The organism is Thermobispora bispora DSM 43833 (assembly GCF_000092645.1).
GTDB classification, from domain to species: Bacteria; Actinomycetota; Actinomycetes; order Streptosporangiales; family Streptosporangiaceae; genus Thermobispora; species Thermobispora bispora.
In genome coordinates, this window is sequence record NC_014165.1 from 1764596 (window position 1) to 1786495 (window position 21900).

The following is a 21900-nucleotide window of genomic DNA, read 5'->3' on the forward strand; positions in this document are numbered from 1 at the left end:
TTAGGCGGGCCGGTCGGCGGTCGCCAAGAAGATCGTGGCGACAGATCCGGAATGCCGGGTGGCCGGATTGGCCGTTGGGCCGCGACGGGCCGGCCAGGACCGTCCCACCCCGTGCGGCCGGGGTGAGGCCGCATGGCCACGCGGCCGGCCCTGCCTACCGGCACCCCATTGCCCGGGGCCGGGCGCTTCGGGTATGACTTGCAGATCGCGGCCCTATCCCGCCCGGGACGCGGCCGGCCGCCGCTGAACGCGGAACCCGCCGGAAGCCGGACGAACGGAGGCGTCGGTGGAACCCGGTAGCAAGCGCTGGATCGAGGTCACCCCTTCACAGCACGCCCACGAGCGGGGCGGCCTCGCCGCCATCCGGGCACTCCTGCCGGACGCCGAGCCGTACCGCGCCTGGAGCAACTTCACCTTCACCACCAAGGGCAACCGGCAGTACGAGGTCGACCTGCTCGTCATCGGCAAGGCCGGCATCTTCCTGCTGGAGCTGAAGCACTGGTCCGGCACCATCACGGGCGACCACCAGACCTGGTTCCACAACGGGTTCGCCGAGGACAACCCGCGCATCCTGGCGGAGAGCAAGGCCAAGCACTTCAAACAGCTCCTCATCGAGACCGGCGAGCGGGCCGTACCGTTCGTCTACGCGGGCGTGGTGCTGCACAACCCCGAAGCCCAGGTACGGCTCACCGAGCGCGGCCGGGCCGGGGTCTACCGGATCGACGGTCAAGGCCCGGCCGGCCTGCCTGAGCTGATCAAAGACCTCATCACCGCCGAACCGCGCAACCCCCACCACCTGATCGACGCCAAGCGCTCCCAGGACCTCGCCAAGTTGATCAAGAAGGCGGGGGTACGGCAGAGCATGCAGTTCCGCAAGGTCGGCAACCTGCTGCTCGCCGAAGACCCGATCGCGGAAGGGCCGGGCTGGCAGGACTACCTGGCCAAGCATCCGATGCTCGACCGGCCGCGCCGCGTCCGCTTCTACCTGGTGAACAAGGCCGCCTCACCGAACGAACGGGCCGCGATCATGCGGGCCGCCCAGCGCGAGTTCATCGTGCTGGAGAACCTCAACCACCCCGGCATCGCGCGGGCCATCGAGTTCTACGAGCACGAACGCGGCCCGGCGGTGGTGTTCGATCACGACCCGACCGAGACGCGCCTCGACCACTTCATGCGGCAGAAGGGCGCGGCACTCACCGTCGAACAGCGCGTCGACCTGGTCCGCACGCTCGCCCAGACACTCCGCTACGCGCACTCCCGGCGGCTCGTGCACCGCCGGCTCAGCCCGCTATCGGTGTTCGTCCGCAACCTCGCCCAGGGCAAGTACGGCGTGCGGGTGAGGGACTGGCACACCGCCGGCCGGCTGATGCCCGGCACGCCCGGCCATCGTGCACAGGTCGCGGGCACCCGCACCCTCGACGCCCTGACCGACAAGGGCGCACATGGCTACATCGCCCCCGAGACGCTGCACAGCCCGGACGCGGACCCGATCCTCGCCGACATCTTCGGGCTCGGTGCCGTCTCCTACCTGATCTTCACTGGTGCCGCCCCCGCCGAGTCGAGCGAGCAGCTCCACCAGCGGCTCGCCCGCGAACGCGGCCTGGACGTCCGGGTCGCCCTGGACGGCGCCCCGCAGGCCATGGTCGACCTGGTCCACGACGCCACCGCCGCCGACGCCGACCTGCGCATCGCGTCCGTGGACGAGTTCGTCGAGCGCCTGGAGCGGCTCGCCCAGGAGGTCACCGCCGAGCAGGCCGCCGCCGAGCAGGTCGATCCGCTCGAGGCGGTGGCGGGGTCGCGGATCGGCCCCGCCGACGATCCGACCCGGTTCGAGGTGATCCAGCGGCTCGGCCAGGGCTCCACCGCGCTCGCCCTGCTGGTCAAGGACCCGGTGCACGGCCAGGCGGTGCTCAAGGTCGCCATCGACGAGGAGGACGCGCGGCAGCGGCTGCTCGATGAAGCCGAGGTGCTCCCCCTGGCCCGGGACCCACGCGTGGTGCGCTGCCTCGAAGGGCCGATGACGGTGGGCGGACGCACCGCCCTGCTGCTGGAGGACGCCGGGCGGGAAACCCTGGCCGCCCTCATCCGCCGGGAAGGCCGGCTCTCCCTGGACTTCCTCGCCCGGTGGGGCACCGACCTGCTCGACATCCTCGCCGCGCTCGACCTGGCCGGCATCAACCACCGCGACATCAAGCCGGACAACCTCGCCTTCCGGGAGCTGGGCAAGAACCGCGAGGTCCACCTCACCCTCTTCGACTTCTCCTTGTCGCGGGCCCCGCTGGAGCAGACCGCCGTCGGCACCCCGCCGTACCTCGACCCGTTCTTCGACCCGGTGCACCGGCCCCGCTACGACGCGGCGGCCGAGCGCTACGCCGCCGCGGTCACGCTCTACGAGATGGCCACCGGCCAGACCCCGATCTACGGTTCGGGGACCAGCCACCCGGCCGTGATCGACAGCGATGTCACGATCGATCCGGAGGACTTCGAGCCCGGGCCGGCTCGCGACCCGCTCATCGCGTTCCTCCGCAAGGCGCTCGCTCGCGATGTCAAGCAGCGCCATGACTCGATCGAGAGCATGCGCCTCGAGTGGCGGGCGGTGTTCGAGGCGGTGCCGCCCGCGGCCGCCACGCCGGCGAGCGTCAACCCGGTCACCGGCAAGGAGCTCGACGAGGCGGCCGCCCGTGCCACGCTGGACACGCCGATCGCCGCGGCCGGCCTCACCCCGCGCGCGGTCGACGCGCTGCACCGGATCGACGTCCGCACGGTGCGGGACCTGCTCGCGCGCTCGCCCTTCGAGCTCTCCCGCCTCTCCGGCGTCGCCGACCCGACGAAGCGGGAGATCAGGCGCCGGGCCAAGCAGTGGCGGGCCCGGCTCCAGCCGGCCACGCCGGAGCCCATCGGCACGGGTGAACCGGCGGACGATCTCGGGCGCGGGGTCGACGCGGTGCTCCGCTCGCTACTCCCCAAGGGGGTGAAGCCGGACACCGCGGAGGCCCAGGTGCTGCGCTGCTACCTCGGGCTGGAGGAAACCGAGTCCGCCTGGCCGACCAACGCGGAGCTCGGCGAGGCCGCCGGGGTGACCGCGGGCCGGGTGAGCCAGATCCTGCCCAAAGCTCGCAAGCGCTGGCGGCAGAGCAAGGCCCTCGCCGAGGTGCGTGACGAGATCGTCCACCTGGTGACCGAGGCGGGCGGGGTGCTCTCCGCCGAGGCGATCGCCGAGACCCTGCTCACGCTGCGCGGGTCGGCGGCCGCGGGCGACCAGCGGATGCGGCGGGCGCTGGGACTGGTGCGCACCGCGGTCGAGGTAGAGGCCGAACGGGGCGGGGAGGCACGCCTGCTGCACCGGCGCACCCGCAACTCCGCGATCGTCGCCCTGGAGGAACCCACCGACCCGGACGCGGTGGCGGGCACCGACCTGCTCGACTACGCGGTACGGCTCGGCCGGGTCGCCGACCGCCTGGCCGCCGAGGACCCCTTGCCGACGGCCGAGCAGACCGAGGCCCAGCTCCGCAAGGTCCGGCTGCCGCAGGGCATGGCGGAGCTGCCGGCCGAGCGGCTCGCCGCCCTCGCCGCGGCGGCCTCGGAGCGCGCCGCGGCAAACGGACGCGGTGAGATCTACCCCGACGGCCTCGACCCGCGGCGGGCTTTGGAGCGGCTCTCCTCCTCCTTCGGCGTGATCCGGTACGGCCTGACCCCGGACCAGCTCAAGGCCCGGATCCGCGTCCGCTACCCGCGCGTCGGCCCGCTCCCGGACGACCTGCAGGACCTCGACGCCCTGCTCCGGCTCGCCAGGGTGCCGCTCGTCTTCCAGGACGGGGTGTTCTGGCCGCGGCGGGACGTGCAGAGCAGCGTGCTGGTGCCGTCGACGCACGGGTCGTTCACCCGCCTCGCCGGTCCGGTGGCCGATCGGGACTCCGCCGACTTCGAGCGGCGCCTGACGGCGTCGCTGGAGGAGCGGGGTTTCGTCACGATCAGCGCGAGCTTCCGGGCGTACCCGGAGGCGATCCGCGCGCTGGCCGGCCGGTTCGGGGTCGAGGTGGTGGACGTGACCGCCGAGCTGCTGGTCGCGATGCGGACCACCGCTGAGGCGAACAACGTGGACTGGTCGCTCGTGCTGCGGGCCGACCGGCCGGACGCCGCCCCGCAGGACGCGGCCAACCTCCGCCTGCTGGTCGGCCTCGCCGCAACCGGCCTGGAGGAGCGCCTGCGCACCGACCCGCGGCCGTTGCTCATCATCGAGGCCGCCCCGCTCGCCCGGTACGACCGGCTCGCCGTGCTGGAGCAGCTCGCCGACAAGGCGACGGACCGGCCGGCCGCCCGTTGGCTGCTGGTCCCGGTGGAGCAGGACGGCCGGCCGTACCTCGACAACCGGCCCGCCCCGGGCGCGCTCGGCGCGGTACGGCTTCCGTCGGCTTGGCTGGTGCAGCAGCGGCGGCAAGCGGCCTCCTGACATCACCGCGGGGTCGTTTCCGGGGATGCACGGCAAACGTCGGACGCCACCCAAGGAAAGGCACACGCGGCAGGGAATCGGGGCAGCCAGGGCGAATACGGGTCACGCTAGGTATCCACGCCTGGATTTCAGGGCTCAGAGAAGGGAGTGCCGTCCGTAATCGGATGAGCACCACATGAGAGGCTCGCCATCTTCAGCCGACTCCGTATGCAGCCGAGCTCCCCAGAATGGTGCACGTGTTTCGGTGGCGCTTGTACCGAAATGTACTGTTCCATAACGATTTGGAGCGTTACAAGATGATTACTTCTGACCGGATTCCCCAGTGAATGTGCGGTCGTTCTTGCGAGACTTTCCGGAAATGTATGGGTGGCCCCTTATGCGTGCGTAGTCACGGAAGGTGAATAGGTGACTGTTGTCCCCGCTGCGCTGCTCAAGGACCTTCAGCGGCAGGTGACGCTCGTCGCCGAGGACCTGCGGCGGCAGGCCGAGCGGGTGCCCGAGCTCGGCGCGCGTCTGGAGGGGATGTACCGAGCCGCGAATGAGGTCGGCCGGACAGGCGAGACCTGGAACGCCTGGCTCACTGCGCAGAGCGAGCAGGCGGCGTCGTCGTGGGTGGTCGCCTGCACGTTCATCCGGTTCTGCGAGGACAACGACCTCACCGCGCACCGCTGGATCGCCTCCCGCGATGCGAACGGTAACGCGACCACCGAGGCGGCCGACGCCGAGGCCGCCTGGATCCGGCGCAACCCCCGGCTGACCGCCCGCGAGTGGCTCCGCGAGGCGTTCACCTGGTTGCGCGCGACCCGGGCCGGGCAGGCGCTCTTCCCGGACACGGACTTCGTCTGGTGGTGGGACATCTCCGCCGACATGGCCGATGCGCTGATCGCCGCGTTCCGGCGGCGTGACGCCGACGGTGTGCGGCTGGCCCACGACTTCCACAGCCCCGAGCTCGACACCCGGTTCCTCGGCGACCTCTACCAGGACCTCTCCGAGCATGTGCGCAAGCGCTACGCGTTGCTGCAGACCCCCGAGTTCATCGGGGACTTCATCCTCGACCGGACGCTCACCCCCGCGATCGACGACTTCGGGCTGGACGGGCTCAAGCTGATCGACCCGGCCTGCGGCTCGGGTCACTTCCTCCTCGGGGCGTTCGACCGGCTGCTCCAGGCCTGGGCCGCGCAGGCCCCGGGGATGGATGAGCGGGTCCGGGTGCAGAAGGTGCTCGACAGCATCCACGGCGTCGACATCAACCCGACCGCGACCGCGATCACGAAGTTCCGGCTCATGGTGGCGGCGCTCCAGGCGTGCGGGGTCACCCGGCTCGACGACCCCGGCATCCCCGCGCTGCGGCTCAACGTCGCCACCGGCGACTCGCTGCTGTATGCCAGCAAGTTCGGCGGCCGGCAGACCGAACTCCAGGTGCAGGACGGCTCACTCGTCGCGCACCGGTACGACTGGGAGGACATCGACCGGTACCCGGGAATCCTCGCGCACGGCCGCTACCACGTGGTCGTCGGCAACCCGCCGTACATCACGGTCAAGGACAAGGCGCTCAACCTGGCGTACCGCGATCGGTATCCCACCTGCCATATGAAGTACGCGCTGTCCGTGCCGTTCGCGGAGCTGTTCTTCCGGCTCGCGGTATGGGATACCGAGCGGCCCGGTTACGTCGGCCAGATCACCGCGAACTCCTTCATGAAGCGGGAGTTCGGCAAGAAGCTGATCGAGGAGTTCTTCGCGGCGAAGGTCGAACTGACCCACGTCATCGACACCTCAGGCGCGTACATCCCAGGCCATGGAACGCCCACGGTGATCCTGATCGGCAAGAACCGCGATCGGAATCGCCTCGGCACGATTCGCGCTGTGCTTGGGATCCGCGGTGAGCCATCTCAGCCTGAGGATCCACGACTGGGCTTGGTGTGGAGATCGATTAGTGGTCATATCGATCAGCCTGGTACGGAAACCGAATATGTATCCGTTGCCGATTTACCGCGCGAATGGTTCACCGCGCATCCATGGACGCTGGGCGGTGGGGGCAGTGCTCAGCTGCAGACGCTTATTGAGTCGATGGCGCAGGTGAAGCTAGGCGAGCTAGTCGAATCTATAGGAATTACCTGTTTCACGCTGGAAGATGATGTCTACGTTTTTCCGGAACGGTGTCTCGATCGGCGTATGATTCCTAAAGATTTTCGGCGTCCCATGGTGCTTGGTGATGGCCTTCGTGATTGGGGTATTAGTGTAAATGGCTCTATTTCTGTATTTCCTTATGACTTTAATTTTCTTCCTGTGGAAGTTGAAAATGAAAGAGTGCTTTATCTGCATTTTTGGCCCTATAGAACAAATCTTAGTAAAAATATCATGTTCGGGGGGAGGACGAAGGTGGCGGCTGGACTCCGATGGAGTGAATTTGGTCGCCTAACAGTGAACAAGCTACGGACGCCCCTCTCAATTACATTTGCGTTTGTGGCGACGCACAACCACTTCGTGCTTGATCGGGGTGGGAAGGTCTTCAAGCAGTCCGCGCCGGTGATCAAATTGCCCCGCGAGAAAACGGAAGACGAACACCTACGCCTTCTTGGTCTACTCAACTCTTCCACTGCCTGTTTTTGGCTTAAGCAGGTAAGTTATCCGAAGGGCGGTGACCCGATCGGCGATGAGGGCGCGCGGGTCAGCCTTGAGGGGTGGTCAGATCGATACGAGTTCACTGGCACCAAACTGCAGGATTTCCCGATCCCCGAAGGTGCACCACTGGAGCGAGCGCGTCGGCTGGACGCCCTGGCGCAGGAGCTTGCCACGGTGATGCCTCAGCACGTCTGCGCGCGGGGTGTGCCCTCCCGTGAGGCGCTCGCCGAGGCCCGGCGGCGCTACCACGAGATCCGCGCGGAGATGATCGCGGTCCAGGAGGAGCTCGACTGGGAGGTCTACAAGCTCTACGGCATCCTCGACGAGGACCTCACTTACGACGGCGACGACCTGCCCGGCCTGGCCCTCGGGCAGCGGGCGTTCGAGATCGTCCTCGGGCGCAAGGTGCTCGACGGCGAGGTCGAGACGCAGTGGTTCGCCCGGCACGGCTCCACCCCGATCCGCGACATCCCTGCCGAGTGGCCGCAAGCCTACCGCGAGCTGGTGCAGCGGCGGATCGAGATGATCGAGAACAAGCCGCTCATCGGCCTGGTCGAGCGCCCCGAGTACAAGCGGCGCTGGGCCGCCGAGCCGTACGAGAAGATGCAGGCCGAGGCGCTGCGCACCTGGCTGCTCGATCGGCTGGAGGACCGGCGCCTGTGGTTCGACGAAGCGGAACACCCCCGGGCGCTGAGCGCGGCCCAGCTCGCCGACCTGGTGCGCACGGACGCCGACTTCCGCCAGGTGCTCGACCTCTACCTGGGCCGCCCCGACTACGACATCACCGCCGAGGTGGCCGCGCTGCTCAAGGACGAGCACGTGCCGTACCTCGCCGCCTACCGCTACACCGAGAGCGGCCTGCGCAAGCGCCAGGACTGGGAGCACGTGTGGGCCCTGCAGCGCCGGGAGGACGCGGGGGAGAAGGTCGAGATTCCGGTGCCGCCCAAGTACGGCCCGAAGGACTTCGCCGCCCAGAGCTACTGGCGGCACCGCGGCAAGCTCGACGTGCCCAAGGAACGTTTCATCGGCTACCCGGGGGCCGAGCGCGACGGTGACCCCACCCCCGTGTACGGCTGGGCCGGCTGGGACCACCTGCAGCAGGCGAAGGCCCTGGCCAGCCTCATCATCGAGCGCGGCTACCCCACGGGCGATCCGCGGGTGACCCCGCTGCTCGCCGGGATCGCCGAGCTCGAGCCGTGGCTGCACCAGTGGCACAACCAGTACGACGCCGTCTACGGCGAGCCCCCGGCCGGCTTCTTCACCCGGTGGCTGGAGACCAAGCTCACCGAGCACGGCCTGACCCGTGAGGCGCTCGCCGCGTGGCGCCCCGAGACCAAGCAGCGCGGCCGGCGCGCGAGGAAGGGAGCCTGACCCCGCATGGCGACTCTGCTCAAGGACGTCATCCACATCCCCGAGGAGCTGAGCGCGAACGACTTCGTGCTCAAGCTCAGTGACGGCGTCACCGCGGTCGAGGAGACGCTGGCGAGCTACGTCGTCACCCCGCAGCTCGCTGAGGCGTTCGACGCCGCGCTGTCGTACATCAAAGGCGCGCTGGAGAAGGGCAGGAGCGACGCGGCGTTCCTGCACGGCTCGTTCGGCTCCGGCAAGAGCCACTTCATGTCCGTGCTGCACGCCGTGCTGCAGCACAACCCGCACGCCCGCCGGCTTGACGGGCTCGCCCCGGTCATCGCCAAGCACGACCACTGGCTGTCCGGGCGGCGCATCCTCTGCCTCACCTACCACCTGATCGGGGCGGAGTCGGTGGAGGCGGCCATCCTCGGTGGCTACCTGGAGCAGATCCGCCGGCTCCACCCGGACGCGCCGCTCCCCGAGCTGCACACCACCGACGGCCTGCTCGCCGACGCCGACCGGTTACGCGAGCGGCTCGGCGATGAGGCGTTCTTCGCCGGCCTCGGCGGAGGGGGCGCGCAGCCCGGCTGGGGCACCCTCGCCGCACCGTGGACCGCGGACTCCTACGAGCGGGCCCGGAACGCCCCGATCGGGGACCCCGAACGCGGCCGGCTGGTCTCCGCCCTCGTGAACTCCTACTTCTCCGGTTACGTCCAGACCGGGGCATACCTGGCGCTGGACCAGGGCCTCGAGGTGGTCAGCGCCCACGCCAAGCAGCTCGGCTACGACTGCGTGGTGCTCTTCCTCGACGAGCTGGTGCTGTGGCTCGCCTCGCGCAGCTCGGATGTGGCGTTCGTCAGCGGCGAGGGCGCCAAGGTGGCCAAGCTCGTCGAGTCGGCGGCCACCCGCCGGGCCGTGCCGCTGGTGTCCTTCGTCGCCCGGCAGCGCGACCTGCGCGACTTCCTCGGCCCGAACGTACCCGGGGCGGAGAAGTACGCGATCGGGGAGACGTTCCGCTGGTGGGAGGATCGGTTCAACAAGATCACTCTGGAGGACCGCAACCTCCCCGTCATCGTCAAGCGGCGGCTGCTGCAGCCCAAGCCGGGTGCCGAAGGCGTGCTGGAGGCCGCGTTCCGCAAGGTGACCCGGGAGCCCAAGATCTGGAACGTTCTGCTGGAGGGCCTGGACGAGTCATCCGACGCCGACGCGTTCGAGCGGACCTACCCCTTCTCCCCGGCGCTGGTCTCCACGATGGTGGCCCTCTCCAGCCTGTTGCAGCGGGAGCGCACCGCCCTGCGCACCATGGCCGAGCTGCTGCGGCGAGGCCGGGATGAGCTGACCGTCGACGACATCATCCCGGTCGGCGATGTCTACGACGTCCTCATGGACTCCGGGGTGGTGCCGCTCACCGACGAGATGAAGCAGCGTTTCGCCAACGCGCGCGCCTTGTACGAGGAGAAGCTGCTGCCGCGGCTCCTCGACCGGCACCGGCTGGCCACTCCGGACCATGCGAAAGGGCTGCCCCGCACCCACCCGTTCGTCACCGACGCCCGCCTGGTGAAGACCGCGCTGCTCGCCGCGCTCGCCCCGAACGTGCCCGCGCTGCGCGCCCTCACCGCGCAGAAGCTGGCCGCGCTCAACCACGGCACGATCGCCACCCCGCTCAAGGGAATGGAGGCGGCCCGGGTGCTGGCGCTCTTCCGCGACCTGGCCGCGTCCGGGGTGAGCGAGATCCACCTGTCCGACGACCCGGCCAACCCGCTGATCAGCATTCAGCTCGCCGGGGTGGACTACGAGCGCGTCCTCGACCGGGTCCGCCACCAGGACAGCAAGGGGGAGCGGCGCCGCCTGCTGCGCGAGCTGGTCTTCGAGTCGCTCGGGGTGACCGGGGCGAAAGCCGAGACCCTCGGCGGCACCTACACCCACTCCTTCGTCTGGCGGGGCACCCGGCGGACGGTGGACATCGTCTACGGCAACATCCGCAACGCCGATGAGCTGCCGAACTCGGCGCTGATGGCCGAAGGAGACCGCTGGAAGATCATCATCGACTTCCCGTTCGATGAGGCCGGGCACGGGCCCAACGATGACATCGCCCGGTTCGAGAACCTCCAGCGCGAGGGCGTGCGCAGCCGGACGGTGGCCTGGGTGCCCCAGTTCCTCACCGAGGCCCGGGAGAACGATCTCGGTGAGCTGGTCTGCCTGCGCTACCTGCTCGCCTCCGACGACCGCTACGAGCAGAACGCGAGCGACCTGTCGGTGCAGGACCGCGCCACCGCGAAGGTGCTGCTGCTCAACCGCAAGAGCACCCTGGAGACCAAGCTCAACCAGGTCATCCAGCAGGCGTACGGCGCGGCCAAGCCCGAGCCTGCCGACATCGACCTCGATCGCGGGCACAGCGCGTACTTCGCCACGCTCGAGCCCGGCCTCGAGCTGGGCGCTCCGGTCGGGGCGCGGCTCGCCGACTGCCTGGAGCACCTGCTCGACCAGATCCTGTCGGCGCAGTACCCGGACCACCCGAACTTCCCCGGAGAGGTGCGCCGCTCCGACCTGACCACGGTGCTGCGCTACCTGGAGCTGGCGGCCGCGGAGGAGTCCGGACGGATCCCCGTGGATCCCAAGGACCGGGAGGTGCTGCGGAAGGTCGCGAACCCGCTTCAGGTGGGGGAGGCGCTGGAGAACGCCTTCCTGTTCACCCCCGACACCTTCCCCTGGCGCAAGCACCTCATGCAGCGTGCCGCCCAGGAAGGGCTGGACCAGGTGATCAGCGTCGGGAAGCTGATCGAGTGGCTGGACGAGCCCCGGCCGCGCGGCCTGGACGCCGGCACCCGTGGCCTCGTCATCGCCGCGTTCGCGCTCATGGAGGACCGCGAGTGGTACCGCGCCGGGGAACGGGTCCCCATGCCCTCGCCGGAGCGGATCGACGCGAGCTATGAGCTGCGCCTGCCGCGCCTGCCCGACGACGCCACCTGGCGGCGCGCGGTCGGCCGCGCGGCCAGGATCTTCGAGGTGCACGTCACCGAGCTGAAGTCGGCGGCCAACGTCCGCCGGCTCGCCACCGAGGTACGCGACCAGGCCCGGCGGCTGCAGGAGCCGGCGCGCCGGCTCGTCACGGCCCTGGAGTCCCGTCGCGGCGTGCTCGCCCTGCCCGAGGACGGCGGCCGGCTCGCCACCGCCCGGAGCGCCGCCACCCTCGCCGCGACCCTCGCCGCGGAGCCCGACCCGACCACACTCGCCGAGGCACTCGCCAACGCGCCGCTCGCCGCCGGCGAGGAGGTGCTCGGGTACGCGCTGCGGACCGCCGGTGAGGTGCTGAAGGCGCTGGACGACATGGACTGGGGCCTGCTGGACGCGATCGCCTCGATCGGCGACGACCCGCGGGCCGCGGACATCCTCGACCGGCTGCGCGCGGCTGCCGGGAACGACGAGTTCGCTGAGCGTCTCGCCCCGGCACTGGCGCTCGCCCGGCGCACGGCCCAGATGCTCCTGGCGAGCCGCGTCCAGCCGCAGCCCGGACCGGGCACCGGCCCCGAGCAGCCGATCACCAGCGCCACCCTCGGCGCGGCCGCGAGCACCGGCGTGACCGCAACCGCCCAGTACACGGCTCAGGCCATCGACGACCGCGGCGCAGGCGGGCGGATCACCGTGCCCGGGCGGCGGATCGACGAGGCCATCCGCGAGCTGCGTGCCTTCGCCGCGGCGCACCCCGACACGGAGATCACCGTCACCTGGAGCGAGCGGAAGTGACCGAGACCCGGCCCATGGCAACCGACACCGCCTCTCCGGCCACCCCCTCCGGCCCTGGCTTGCGGCTCGCCACGCTGTCCGCGGTGCGGTCGATCGTGGCCCACCAGCTGAAGAAGGGAGGCTCGCGGCGGATCATCGGCATCCACGCCCTGCCCGAGTGGCATGGTGAGCCGTCCTTCACCGTGGAGGACGCCGTGGTGCACGTGCGGCCCTGCCCGTCCGCGCTCGCCGTGCGCGAGGCGCTCACAGAGCACGCGCTCACGAAGCGTGACACCAAGGACTACCTCGTCGTGCTCACCGACGTGGACGACGCCGACCTCGGCGCCGGGGTCCGGGTGCACCTGGCCGGCGGCCGGCTGCACGTGCTCCGCCCCTGGGAGATGGTCAAGGAGGCGTTCAGCGCGCACACCATCGACCCGCTGCTGCTCGACGAGCGGTGGGCGGCCGACGCGCTCATCAACCGGGAACCCGCCGGAGGCTGGCCGCCCGCGCCCGGCGGCGCCCTCACCCGCGACCACGCCCTCGGGAACCTGGCGTCCGCGGTGTTCGGGACCGACCCCGCGGGCCAGCCGTACCTCACCCCGGAGCACCTCGACGCGCCCGGCCTGCTGCTATGGACCCTCGACCCGGTCGCCGTCGCCCGGTTCACCGAGCTGCCCGAGGAGGTCCGCGACGGCCTGACCGGGTGGCTCGGCACCGTCCTCGGGCCGGCCGGCCGGTGGACGCTGCGCGCGGTCACGGCCGGGCACGGCGGGGACGCCGTCCCGCTCGCCCTGGTCGCCGGGCTGCTATGGGAGCGCGGCGCCGGGCCGTCCGCCGCCGAGGCGCGCGGCCTGGTCCGCGCCCGGCTCGGCGGGGAGGCCCTCCCCGCCGAGGAGGCACAGGCGTGGGCGCGCGCCGCCCAGGCGGCCCTCGGCAGGCTCGACCGGCCGGACGCCCTGCTGGACCGCGCCGAGGAGCTGCTCCGCGAGTTCAACGCCACCGAGGTCATCGCCCGCTCCACCCTGCTGCCGGAGGCGTACGCCATGCGGCTCCGCGAGTTCGCGCGGGCACTGCGGCAGGCCTTGCCCGGTCCCGGCCCATCGAGGCGCGTACCGGACGTGGCAGCGCTGCAGCAGGCCGAGGACGCGCACGCCCGCCTGCTCGCGCACGAGCTCGCCGGGCACAACCCACGCACCCGGACCGCCACGATGGCGCTCCGGCTGCTGCGCTGGCTCGCCACCCCCAAGCGGCCGGCGGCCACCCTGGCCGAGGCCGTGCACGAGCAGGTCCGCACCGGCGCTTATGTCGACCGGGCGTTGGCGGACGTGTGGACGGGTGACCAGGACGACGAGGTCGCCGCCGCCTACCGGGCGCTGCTGGAGGTCGCCGCCGAGCGGCGCACCGAGCGCGACCGCGTGCTCGCCCGCCACCTGGCCGCCGCCGTCGAGGCCGACAGCGAGCCCGGAACGCTGGTCCCGATCGAGTCCGCGCTCGGCACGCTGGTGCGCCCGCTCGGCCGGTCGCTCCTTCTCGTGCTCGACGGCATGACCGCGGCCGTGCTCGCCGAGCTCGCCGACGAGCTGATCCGGGACCGGTGGACCGAACTGGTGGACTCCTCGCTCGGCCACCGCCGGGCCCTGCTGCCCGCGCTCCCGACCGTCACCGAGGCCTGCCGCACCAGCCTGCTCACCGGGACGCTCCGCATCGGCGGGCAGCACGACGAGAAGGCGGCGTTCCCCGGCGCGGTCGGCGACCCGCAGGCCCGGCTGTTCCACAAGGACGACCTGCGCGCCCCCGCCGGGCACGCGCTCCACCCGGACGTGAAGGCCGCGATCGACGGCCCGGCCCGGGTGGTGGGCGTGGTGCTCAACGCCATCGACGACTCCCTCGACAAGATGGATCCCGGCGGCACCACCTGGGCTCTCGACCAGGTGCCGTACCTGCGGGCGCTCACCGAGGCGGCCCGCGCGGCCGGCCGCCGGCTCATCCTCACCTCCGACCACGGACACGTGGTGGAACGGGGAGGAACCGCACTCACCGCGCATGCCACCGGGGCCGCCCGCTGGCGTCCGGCCGGTGGGCCGGTGTCGGAGGGCGAGATCGAGATCCGGGGCCGGCGGGTCCTGCTCGGCGGCGGCGCCGTCGTCCTGCCGTGGCGGGAGGACCTGCGCTACGGTGCCAAACGCGCCGGCTACCACGGCGGCGCCTCCGCCGCCGAGGTCGCGGTGCCGTTCGCGGTGTTCAGCACGGTCGCTGGGGATGACATCGCCGGGTGGGCGCCGGCGCCCGTGCAGGAACCCACGTGGTGGAACGCGGCCCTCACCCGGGCCCAGCTCCGGGAGACGACGCGCCACGCCGGCGCGCAGCCGGGCGCGCACCGAGCAGCGGCAGCGCGTGGGACGGGTACCCGTTCCGCGAAGGGCCGCAGCCCCGAGGTCACCGGGCAGACCGAGCTGGCGCTCGACGCAGTGGCACCGGAACCCGCGGGGGAGGAGCCGGTCTCTCCGGTGGAGCGGTACCTGGACGAGCTGCTCGCCTCCGACCTGTTCCGCGAGCAGTGCGCCCGGGCTGGCCGGGTGGCCCCGGACGTCGCCCTGGTCCGCAATGTGCTGGCCGCGCTGCTCGAGGCCGGCGGGCGGCTCCATCAGTCCGCGCTCTCGGCGCAGGCGAAGGTGCCGGCCACGCGGATGACCGCCGCGCTCGCCGCGGTCCGGCGGGTGCTCAGCGTCGACGGCTACGACCCCATCGGCTACGACCCCGATGGTGAGACCGTGGTGCTCTCGGCCGACGTGCTCGCCGAGCAGTTCGGCATCCCGGTGCCGCGGCAGCCGGACCTCTAGGCGCCCGGGCTCGGCGGCCGGATCGGGCCGCCCGGCCGTGGGGGCCGGTCTGCCGGGCGGCCTCGGCCGGCTCGGCCGGGGTAAAGGGGGCCGGGCTTCGACCGCGCCGTGATGCCGGTCGGTCCCGGACGGCGTTGCGGGTTCAGCGTGATGCCGCGTTCCCCGGGCGGCGCCGGCCGGGACACGCGGCGCGGCCGCGGACGATGTCGGCCTGTCCGGCCGGGGTGGGCTGGCATGCTGAAAGGGTGGACGCCGTGCGGATCAAGGTCGATGACGAGCTCCGCCTGTTCCTGCCGGGTGGCGATCGTGATGGCGAGCGGACCGTCCGGGTGGACGGCACCTCGTCGCTCGGGCATGTGATCGAGTCGCTCGGCATCCCGCTCCCCGAGGTCGGGCACCTGGAGGTGGACGGCCGCGAGGTGCGGCCCGACTACCGGCCGCGGCCCGGTGACCTGGTCCACGTGCGCGCGGTCCAGCGGCCTCAGCCCGTGCCGGTCGATCCGCCCCGGTTCCTGCTCGACGTGCACCTCGGCACCCTGGCCCGGCGGCTGCGCCTGCTCGGCGTGGACACCGCGTACGGCAACGACCTCGACGACGACACGCTGATCGTGCTCGCCAACGACCAGCGCCGGGTGCTGCTCACCCGGGACCGCGGCCTGCTGCGCCGCAGGAGCCTGTGGCTGGGCGCGTACGTGCGGGGCAGCGACCCGGACGACCAGCTCGAGGACGTGCTCACCCGGTTCGCCCCGCCGCTCGCCCCGTGGACCCGGTGCGTCGCCTGCAACGACCGGCTCGTCCCCGTTGAGAAGCACGACATCGCGCCGCAGCTCCAGCCGGGCACCCGCCGCACGTACGACACGTTCGCCCGTTGCGCCGCCTGCGGCCGGGCCTACTGGCGGGGTGCCCACTACGACCACCTGCAGGAGATCGTGGCCCGGGCGGAACGCCTGCTCACACCCGACGGGCGTGCGGACCGCTGAGCATCCGGCTCGTTCCGTCCTCCGTCGTGCCCGCGGCCGGGCTATCCCGGTTCGCCGTGGTGCGATCGCCGTTCGCCGCGGAGCGCGGCCACGGAACCGCTCCGACCGCCACCGCGATCATCGGGTGACCCGGTGGCGGAGGCGTCCCGGCGTGCCGGGCCGTTCCCCGCGGCACGCCGCCCCGAGCACCTCTCGGCGCGGATGACCGCGTACGGCAAGCGGCCCGGCCGAGGGCGGAGACCTCGGCCGGGCCGCTTGCCGGTGACCCGATGGATCACCCTGGGACGGACCCGGGAGCGACCCGATCGCCCGATGGGCGGGCTCGCCGTGCCCGGGCGCGGACGGGCACGGCGAGCCGTGCCCGCCTAGGCCCCGGCGACCTCGCCGTAGAGGCGGGGCCGCCGGTCGGCGAGCACGTCGTTGCGCGGGGAGATCCGCTTGTCGTCCGCCGTGGCCAGGTCGCAGTCGGCCACGAGGATCTGCTCACCCTTGGCCGGGTCCGCCATGGCGAGGGGGAAGCCGTGGGGCCCGACGATCAGCGAGCCGGACACCCACTCCACACCGCGCTCGGTCCCGGTGCGGTCGGCGATGGCGAGGAACATCCGGTTGACCGAGGCGGAGGCCTGCACGCGCACCATCTCGATCGGGCGCTCACCCGGCGGCCGGGGCTCGGCCGGCCAGTTGACCGGCGCGCACACGAGCTGGGCCCCGCGGAGCGCGGCCACGCGCAGCCACTCCGGGAACTCCAGGTCGTAGCAGATGACCAGCCCGATCCGGCCGAGCTCGGTCTCCACCACCGGGGGCGGCTCGTCGCCGGCGAGGAAGATCTCCTTCTCCCGGTCCCACAGGTGGACCTTGCGGTAGATCGCCCGGACGCCGCCCGGGTCGGCGAGCACGGCGCTGTTGCGGAGCCGTCCCTCCTCGTCGAGCTCGGGGAACCCGAAGCAGACCACCAGGCCGCGGTCGCGCGCGGCACGGGCCAGGGCGGTGACGGCCGGCCCGTCCGCCGGCTGGGCCGCGCGGCGCGCCTCCGCCTCGTCGGCGAAGACGTACCCGCTGGTCACGAGCTCGGGGAGCACCACGATCCGGGCTCCCCGATCGGCCGCCGCCGCGACCGCGCGCAGCGCCCGGTCGAGGTTGCCCCCGGGGTCGCCGAGCACGGGGGCGAGCTGGCATACCGCGACCCGTACCGTCATGATCCCGCCACCGGGACGGACGCCGCCTCGTCCTCCAGGTCGATCTCACCCAGCCGCAGCTCCGGCGGGCGCTGGGTGAACATCCGCGTCAGCGCGACCAGGTAGATGAAGCCGACCCCGACCCAGGAGAGGCCCACGACGAAGGTCATGCCGGACAGGCTGGTCCACAGCCACAGGCAGAGCAGGAAGCCGATGGCCGGGAGCAGGCCGTACCGGAACAGGTCCGCGGCCGTGCGCCGGCCCTCGTCCCAGACGTAGTGCTTGATCACCGAGAGGTTCACGAAGGAGAACGCCACCAGCGCGCCGAAGCTGATCATCGTGGAGGCCAGCTCGAGGCTGATGACCAGGGCGACCAGGGAGAGCACGCCGACCGCGAGGGTGGCCCGCGAGGGGTTGCGGAACCGCGGGTGCAGGTAGCCGAAGAACCCCTTGGGGAGCACGCCGTCGCGGCCCATGGCGTACAGGATGCGGGAGACGCTCGCCTGCGAGGCCATGGCCGAGGCGAACGCCCCGGCGATGTAGGCGGCGGTGAAGAACGCGGTGAGCAGCCCGCCGCCGACGTGCTGCATCACGTCCAGCGACGCGGAGTCGACGTTGCTGAACGACTGCCACTGCGGGAAGGCCAGGTGGCCCACGTACGAGACGACGATGTAGATCACGCCACCGGCGAGGGTGGCGACCATGATGGCGAGCGGCACCCGGCGCCGCGGGTCGTGGGTCTCCTCGGACAGCGTGGAGACCGCGTCGAATCCGAGGAAGGACAGGCACAGGATGGCCGCGCCGGCGAAGATCTTGGAGAAGTCGGTCTCCCCGTCGAAGAACGGCGCGGTCAGGGACGGCACGGGCTGCCCGGCGGCGGTGCGGAGGGCGAGCACGAGGAACACCGCGAGGAAGATCGCCTGCACCGCGATCAGGATGAAGTTCATCCGGCTCACCATCCGGATGCCGAGCACGTTCAGCCCGGTGACCAGGATGATCGCGGCGAGGATGAACACCCACGTCGGGACCGCGGGGAAGGCCTCATGCAGGTAGATGCCGATGACCAGGTAGTTGATCATCGGCAGGAAGACGTAGTCGAGCATGAGGGCCCAGCCGGTCATGAACCCGACGTGCGGGCCGAAGGACTGCTGCGCGTAGGTGTAGGCCGACCCGGCGTACGGGTGGGCCTGGACCATCCGCCCGTAGCCGTAGGCGGTGAACAGCATCGCGATGAGGGTGACCACGTACGCGCCGGGCAGATGCCCCTCGGTCAGCTCGGTGACGATTCCGTACGTGGTGAACACGGTGAGCGGCACCATGTAGGCCAGGCCGAACAGCACCAGGGAGGGCAGGCCGAGCACGCGTTGCAGGCGGGTGCCGCCGGAAGTGGGCTGGGGGGTTTTCATAGAGCTCTCCTCACGGGCGCTCGTACACCACCGATCCCGCGGCGATGGTGCACACGACGCGCGCATCGCCGATCGGACCGGCGGCGGGGTCGAAGAGGTTGCGGTCGAGAACCACGAGGTCGGCGCGCTTGCCGATCGCGATGACACCGGCGTCGTCGTCGTGGTTGAGGTAGGCGGAGCCGGCGGTGAACGCGGTCAGCGCGACCGGGAGCGGCAACGCCTGTTCGGGGAGGAAGGGCGCGTTGTCGCGGTTCTCGGGGTCGATCCGGGTGACCGCGACCTCGATCTCCTCCAGCGGGTTGGCGGTGGTCACCGGCCAGTCGCTGCCCATGGCCAGGGTGGCGCCGGAGCGGAGGAGATCGCCGAACGCGTACTGAAGGTCGGCCCTGTCCCGGCCGAGGAAGGGGATGGTGAGCTCTTCCATCTGCGGTTCCATCTGCGCCCAGTACGCCTGGCAGTTGGCGATGACGCCGAGCTCGCGGAACCGCGGGATGTCCTCGGGCTGGATGAGCTGGATGTGGGCGATGTGGTGCCGGTTGTCGCTGCCGCCGTTGGCCTCCCGGGCGGCCTGCACGGCGTTGAGCGCGTTGCGGACGGCCCGGTCGCCGATGGCGTGCATGTGGACCTGGAACCCGAGCCGGTCCAGCTCGGTGACGGCCGCGTTGAGCACCTCGGGGTCGACGTAGAACAGGCCGCGGTTGTCGGTGTGCCCGCCGCAGCCGTCGCAGTACGGCTCGAGCAGCGCCCCGGTGTGGTTCTCCAGCACCCCGTCGGTCATGATCTTGACGGTGGTGGGGCGGAAGCGGGCGGTGCCCTGCTCCCGCTGGTCGAGGAAACCGGTGATCTGCTCCAGGCCGCGGTGCCGGTCCCACCAGAGCGCGCCCACCACGCGGGCGGTGAGCCGGCCCGAGGAGTCGAGCGAGCGGTAGGCGGCGAGCGTCTCCGGGGTGACCCAGGCGTCCTGCCAGCCGGTGATGCCGAGGGAGTGGAGGTGCTCCTGCGCGTTGAGGATCGCGGCCTCCCACTGCTCCCGGCTGAGGGGCGGGACGAAGCGCTCGAAGAAGGTGTACGCCGCGCCCTCGTGCAGGGTGCCGGTCGGCTCGCCGGTCTGCGGGTCCCGCTCGATCCGGCCGTCGACCGGGTCCGGGGTGTCCTTGGTGACGCCGCCGATCTCGAGCGCGGCGGAGTTGACCCACGCGCCGTGCACGTCCCGGTTGAAGAGGAAGACCGGCCGGTCCGGCACGATCGCGTCGAGGTCCTCCTTCCGGGGCGTGCCGCCGGGGAAGTACTCCATCGCCCAGCCGCCGCCGATGATCCACCGCTTGCCGGGGTTGGCCGCCGCGTACCGGGCGATGTGGTCGAGGTAGGCCTGCTTGCCGGCCAGGCCGCTGAGGTCCACGTGGAGCCGGTTGCGGCCGGCGAACGGCGCGTGGATGTGGGAGTCCTGGAACCCGGGGAGCACCATCCCGCCGCGCGCCTGGATCACGAGGGTGCGCGGGCCGATCAGCTCCTTGACGTTCGCCGCGCCGAGCGCGACGATCCGGTCTCCCCGTACGGCCACCGCGTCGGTCCAGCTCCGGGCGGCGTCGGCGGTGAAGACGGGGGCTTCGGTGATGACGAGATCTGCGTACTGGGTCACGTGGCACCTCGCCAGCAGTCGGTCCGGGTCGGTCAGAGGTGGTAGAGGCGGAAGAGGGGGACGCGCTCGGCCGGGGTGGAGGTGAGGGGCTCGCCGTCCAGGTCCACGGCGCCGGTGGCGGGATCGACGTGCACTGTTCCAATTCGTCCGTTATGCACCATATCGGCCAGCCCGATGCCGCGGGTGTTCCGTACGGCCACGCGGCGGCGGCGGGTGGGGAGCCGGTCCCGGCCGGCGTCGAGGGCCGACCGGCTGACGAAGGCGACGGCGATCTCGGCCGGGGCGGCCCCGTGGCCGCCGAACTGCGGCCCCATGACGCGCGGCTGCGCGTGCTCCACCGCCGCGTTCGGGTCCCCGGTCACGCCCCAGGCGGGGAAGCCAGCCTTGAGCACCAGGCGCGGGACGGCGGCGAACCGGGCGGGCTCCCACAAAACGATGTCGGCGAGCTTGCCCGGCTCCAGGGAGCCGATCTCGTGGGCGAGGCCGTGCGCCAGCGCGGGGTTGATGGTGAGCTTGGCCAGGTAGCGGAGGACCCGCGCGTTGTCGTGCCGCTCGTGCTCCGGCCCGCGCTCGGCCTTCATCTTCCCGGCGAGGGCGAAGGTCCGCCGGATCGTCTCCCCGGCCCGGCCCATGCCCTGGGCGTCGGAGGAGGTGATCGGGATGACGCCGAGGTCGTGGAGCACGTCCTCCGCGGCCATGGTCTGCGCCCGGATCCGGTCGCGGGCCAGCGCCTGGTCGCTGGGCAGGTCCGGAGAGAGCCCGTGGCAGGAGACGATCATGTCGAAGTGCTCGGCCACGGCGTCCCGGCCGAACGGCAGCGTCGGGTTGGTGGAGGAGCCGATGACGTTCGGCCGGCCGGCCAGGGTGAGCACGTCCGGCACGTGCCCGCCCCCGCACCCCTCGACGTGGAAGGCGTGGATGGTCCGCCCGTCCAGCACGGCGAGGGTGTCCCGCACCGACAGGCTCTCGTTCAGGCCGTCGGTGTGCAGCGCGACCTGGACGTCGTGCTCCTCGGCGACCCGCAGCGCGGTGTCGAGCGCCCGGGCGTGGGCGCCCATGTCCTCGTGCACCTTGAACCCGCAGGCGCCTCCCTCGGCCAGGGCCTCGACCAGCGGCTCCGGGCGGGAGGACGAGCCCCGCGCCAGGAACCCGATGTTGACCGGCCAGGCGTCGAAGGCGGCGAACGCGGTCCGCAACGCCCACGGCGAGTTCACCCCGACGCCCCACACCGGGCCGAACTCCTGGCCCAGGATGGTGGTCACCCCGGACGCGAGCGACGCCTCCATCACCCGCGGGGAGATCAGGTGCACGTGGGTGTCGATCGCCCCCGGGGTGGCGATGAGCCCTTCGCCACTGATGATCGTGGTCCCGGTGCCGACCACCACGTCGACCCCGTCGAGGGTGTCCGGGTTGCCGGCCCGGCCGATCGCGGTGATCCGGCCGTTCCGGATGCCGATCGACGCCTTGCGCACGCCGAGCACCGGGTCGATGATCACCACGTTCGACACGACCAGGTCGCAGGTCTCCCGCACCGAGGCGGCCTTGAGGTGGAGCCCGTCCCGGGCCGTCTTGCCGAACCCGGCGAGGAACTCCTCCCCGCGCCGCTGGGCGTCCGCCTCGACCTCCACCACCAGCCCGGTGTCGGCGAGCACGATCCGGTCCCCGGTGGTCGGCCCGTACACCGCGGCATACTCACTCCGGTTCACGCCGGC

9 protein-coding genes are annotated in these 21900 nt (G+C 71.7%); 5 read left to right on the forward strand and 4 right to left on the reverse strand.

Annotated features, from left to right (window positions below; all coding sequences use genetic code 11):
• Window positions 1–286 precede the first annotated feature (286 nt).
• The 5 genes from pglW to TBIS_RS07710 all read left to right on the forward strand — a co-directional run bounded on the left by pglW (window position 287) and on the right by TBIS_RS07710 (window position 15968).
• Window positions 287–4450 carry a BREX system serine/threonine kinase PglW gene (pglW, locus tag TBIS_RS07690; protein WP_013131792.1) on the forward strand — a complete coding sequence of 1388 codons (4164 nt, stop codon included), beginning with the start codon at window positions 287–289 and terminating at the stop codon, window positions 4448–4450.
• A 405-nt stretch (window positions 4451–4855) separates the two neighbouring features.
• Window positions 4856–8443 (forward strand): BREX-2 system adenine-specific DNA-methyltransferase PglX, encoded by a 3588-nt coding sequence (gene pglX, locus TBIS_RS07695; protein WP_013131793.1) that lies wholly within the window; start codon window positions 4856–4858, stop codon window positions 8441–8443.
• 6 nt (window positions 8444–8449) lie between these two features.
• The gene (locus TBIS_RS07700) at window positions 8450–12166 is read left to right on the forward strand and encodes a BREX-2 system ATPase PglY family protein (RefSeq protein WP_013131794.1); all 3717 of its coding nucleotides are present in this window, start codon (window positions 8450–8452) and stop codon (window positions 12164–12166) included.
• Window positions 12163–14988, forward strand: a complete 2826-nt coding sequence (gene pglZ, locus TBIS_RS07705; protein ID WP_013131795.1) for a BREX-2 system phosphatase PglZ — start codon at window positions 12163–12165, stop codon at window positions 14986–14988. Before TBIS_RS07700 ends, pglZ begins: the two co-directional genes overlap by 4 nt.
• Window positions 14989–15191: 203 nt before the next feature.
• The gene (locus TBIS_RS07710) at window positions 15192–15968 is read left to right on the forward strand and encodes a Mut7-C RNAse domain-containing protein (protein WP_013131796.1); all 777 of its coding nucleotides are present in this window, start codon (window positions 15192–15194) and stop codon (window positions 15966–15968) included.
• A 365-nt stretch (window positions 15969–16333) separates the two neighbouring features.
• Here TBIS_RS07710 and TBIS_RS07715 read toward each other — a convergent pair whose 3' ends face one another.
• The 4 genes from TBIS_RS07715 to TBIS_RS07730 are packed head-to-tail and all read right to left on the reverse strand — an operon-like array spanning window position 16334 to window position 21894.
• On the reverse strand, window positions 16334–17164 hold the full coding sequence (locus tag TBIS_RS07715; protein WP_013131797.1) for a nitrilase-related carbon-nitrogen hydrolase: 831 nt from the start codon (window positions 17162–17164) through the stop codon (window positions 16334–16336).
• Entirely contained in the window at window positions 17161–18549 is a 1389-nt protein-coding gene (locus TBIS_RS07720) for an APC family permease (RefSeq protein ID WP_013131798.1), read from the reverse strand. The genes TBIS_RS07715 and TBIS_RS07720 overlap by 4 nt, the downstream gene beginning before the upstream one ends.
• 10 nt (window positions 18550–18559) lie before the next feature.
• Window positions 18560–20188 (reverse strand): amidohydrolase, encoded by a 1629-nt coding sequence (locus tag TBIS_RS07725; protein ID WP_013131799.1) that lies wholly within the window; start codon window positions 20186–20188, stop codon window positions 18560–18562.
• A gap of 32 nt (window positions 20189–20220) precedes the next feature.
• Entirely contained in the window at window positions 20221–21894 is a 1674-nt protein-coding gene (locus TBIS_RS07730) for an urease subunit alpha (protein ID WP_013131800.1), read from the reverse strand.
• Window positions 21895–21900 lie beyond the last annotated feature (6 nt).

Coding starts and splice junctions, on each gene's coding strand:
- TBIS_RS07710 (WP_013131796.1), top strand. CDS start 15,192: ATGTCGGCCTGTCCGGCCGGGGTGGGCTGGCATGCTGAAAGGGTGGAC.
- TBIS_RS07715 (WP_013131797.1), bottom strand. CDS start 17,164: ATGACGGTACGGGTCGCGGTATGCCAGCTCGCCCCCGTGCTCGGCGAC.
- TBIS_RS07700 (WP_013131794.1), top strand. CDS start 8,450: ATGGCGACTCTGCTCAAGGACGTCATCCACATCCCCGAGGAGCTGAGC.
- TBIS_RS07720 (WP_013131798.1), bottom strand. CDS start 18,549: ATGAAAACCCCCCAGCCCACTTCCGGCGGCACCCGCCTGCAACGCGTG.